The following is a 2,633-nucleotide window of genomic DNA, read 5'->3' as shown; positions in this document are numbered from 1 at the left end:
CATAGCGACGAAGTAGTAGCCGCGCATGCGCCGGCCGGCGAGTCCGCTGCGGATCTGCGGCATGTAACCGATCGACGGGTTGCCCTGCGCGACCGGCTCGCCGCCGACACGCAGTGCCCCGCCCGATATCGGCACGAGACCGAGGATCGCGCGCATCAGCGTCGTCTTGCCCGCGCCGTTCGGCCCGAGCACGCCGACGAATTCGCCGGGTTCGATCGAGAAGCTGACGTCGCGCAGGATGGTGCGGCCGGCCAGATCCAGCGTGACGCGATCGAGTTCGAGTGCGTGAGGATTCGGGGTCATGGCTTGCGGGCGGAAAGGGCGTTGCCGAGCGTGTCGAGTTCGTCGAGCATCCATTGCTGGAATGTCTTGCCGGCCGGCTGCGTCTCGGTGACGCTGACGGTCGGCACGCCGGCGTCGCGTGCGATCTTCAGCATCCGCTTCGTCATCGGCTCCTCGGCCTGACTGTTGTAGATCAGGACGCGGACCTGCCTGTTGCGCAGATCCTTCTCGAACGCGGCGATGTCCGATGCGCTGACCTCGGTGTCGTTCATCGTCGAAAGCTGGAAGCGCTGGTTGCGCATCTCGAGGCCGATCGCGTCGGCGAGATAGCCGAGCACCGGCTCGGTCGCCGTGACCGGCACGCCCTTGTACTGCGCGCGCAGCGCGGCGATCCTGTCGTGGACCGGCTTCAGCGACGCGATAAATTTCCGCAGGTTCGCGTCGTAGTCGGCCTGGTTCGCCGGGTCGGCGCGGCCGAGTTCGGCGGCGATCGCACGCGCCGCGGCGGGCATGGCCGCCGGGTCGTACCACAGGTGCGGGTTGTCGCCCGCCTTCTTGCCGACGAGATCGGCGACGACGATCGTCGCGCGCTTCGCCTGTTTCGACGCGCCGAGCAGCTTCGCCATCCACGGATCGTAATCGGCGCCGTTGTAGATCACGAGCTGCGCCTGCTGCAATGCGCGCGCGGTCTTCGGGCTCGCCTCGAACATGTGCGGATCCTGGTCGGGGCTGCTGAGGATGCTCGTCACCGTGACGTGGCGGCCGCCGATCTGCGATGCGACATCACCGTAGAAGTTCTCGGCGGCGACGACGTTGACATTCGCAGCGTGCGCGAGCGCGGGAACGGCGAGCGACAGGGCGGCGAGGCTGACGGCGAGCCAGCGGGCCGGACGCGAAAAGGCGCGCAACGGGGCGCGCGTCAGGGCAATGGTCATGAATCTCCTCGTGTGAAGGGGGCGGCGCGCCGGCCGCGCGATCGGCTCAGCGCGGCGCCGGCCGGGTCTTGCAATGTGCGCACAGGCCGCTTAGTTCGACGACCTGATGGTGAACCTCGAAGCCGTGCGCCGGTGCGCTCGCGGACAGTTGCTTCGCGAGTTCGGCGCCGGGAATCTCGACGGTTTCGCCGCACGCTTCGCAAATCAGAAACTGGCCTTCGTGCGGCACGCCGATCTCGCAGCATGCGAAGAACGCGTTCTTCGATTCGATCCGGTGGATGAAGCCGTGCTCGACGAGGAAGTCCAGCGCGCGATAGACGGTCGTGGGCGGCACCCGGCCGCGCTGCGGTTCGAGTTCGGCGAGCAGGTCGTATGCGCCGATCGGGCGCTGCGCGGCCAGCACGCGTTCGTAGACCTGCCGGCGCAGCGGCGTCCACGCGAGCCCGTGCTCGGCGGCGAACGCGTCGGCGCGGGACAGCCGGGCGGCGATTGACGATGGGGTAGCCATGGCGAGGTGCAATGGAGCAGAGGTTCCGTGATGATATAACGTATCGTCCCGCCGCGCAGCGCCTGTCGTCGCACGACGCGTCCGCCTGCGGCGCCCGCAACGCCGCTGCCCTTTGTCCTGCGATGTCCGCCGGCATGGGGTCCGGCGCGCCTCTGTCGCAGTGCATCATCGAAAGCCGGCGTATCCGCCTTGACAGCACAGGTCCTGTATCCGATCATTCGACCGCAATCGGAGCAATTGTTCGTGTTGTGAGCGTTCGCTCATCTCGCGGCACGTCGCACAACACAAAGGCAAAACGAATCGGAGACAGTCAGTGAGATTGCAGGGCAAGGTCGCGATATTGACGGGCGCTGCCGGCGGCATCGGCGAGGCGGTTGCGCAACGTTATCTGGAGGAGGGCGCGCGCTGCGTGCTCGTCGACGTGAAGCCGGCCGGCGGCTCGTTGTCGAGACTGATCGAAGCGCATCCCGGCCGCGCGGTCGCGCTGGCCGCGGACGTCACGCGTCGCGACGACATCGCGCGTATCGTCGGCACCGCCGTCGAGCGCTTCGGCGGCGTCGACATCCTGTTCAACAATGCGGCGCTGTTCGACATGCGCCCGCTTCTCGACGAATCCTGGGACGTGTTCGATCGGCTGTTCACGGTCAACGTGAAGGGCATGTTCTTCCTGATGCAGGCGGTGGCGCAGCGCATGGTCGAGCAGGGCCGCGGCGGCAAGATCGTCAACCTGTCGTCGCAGGCGGGGCGCCGCGGCGAGGCGCTCGTGTCGCACTACTGCGCGACCAAGGCGGCGGTGATCAGCTACACGCAATCGGCGGCGCTCGCGCTTGCCCCGCACCGGATCAACGTGAACGGCATTGCGCCGGGCGTCGTCGATACGCCGATGTGGGATCAGGTCGATGCGCTGT

The 2,633-nt window shown here is 67.5% G+C and carries 4 protein-coding genes; 1 reads left to right on the top strand and 3 read right to left on the bottom strand.

The window, feature by feature from the left end; translation table 11 throughout:
* From KH616_RS23960 to KH616_RS23950, 3 genes are all read right to left on the bottom strand, one after another.
* On the bottom strand, window positions 1-303 hold a 303-nt coding region (locus tag KH616_RS23960), incomplete at its 3' end, for an ATP-binding cassette domain-containing protein (protein WP_292253600.1).
* Complete coding sequence (locus tag KH616_RS23955) at window positions 300-1,217, bottom strand: zinc ABC transporter substrate-binding protein (RefSeq protein ID WP_292253597.1); 918 nt, start codon at window positions 1,215-1,217, stop codon at window positions 300-302. The genes KH616_RS23955 and KH616_RS23960, both read right to left, overlap by 4 nt.
* Window positions 1,218-1,263: 46 nt before the next feature.
* On the bottom strand, window positions 1,264-1,725 hold the full coding sequence (locus tag KH616_RS23950; RefSeq protein ID WP_292253595.1) for a Fur family transcriptional regulator: 462 nt from the start codon (window positions 1,723-1,725) through the stop codon (window positions 1,264-1,266).
* A 313-nt stretch (window positions 1,726-2,038) separates the two neighbouring features.
* On the opposite strand from KH616_RS23950, the gene KH616_RS23945 reads away from it, so the two are divergent.
* Window positions 2,039-2,633 (top strand): L-iditol 2-dehydrogenase (locus KH616_RS23945; protein ID WP_292253592.1); only part of this gene is annotated, 595 nt, incomplete at its 3' end.

This window comes from Burkholderia sp., from assembly GCF_018375725.1.
In the GTDB taxonomy this organism is placed as follows: Bacteria; Pseudomonadota; Gammaproteobacteria; order Burkholderiales; family Burkholderiaceae; genus Burkholderia.
Note: the sequence above shows the minus strand (reverse complement) of the source record. Positions and strands in the feature narration are given on the sequence as shown.

Coding starts and splice junctions, on each gene's coding strand:
- KH616_RS23955 (WP_292253597.1), bottom strand. CDS start 1,217: ATGACCATTGCCCTGACGCGCGCCCCGTTGCGCGCCTTTTCGCGTCCG.
- KH616_RS23950 (WP_292253595.1), bottom strand. CDS start 1,725: ATGGCTACCCCATCGTCAATCGCCGCCCGGCTGTCCCGCGCCGACGCG.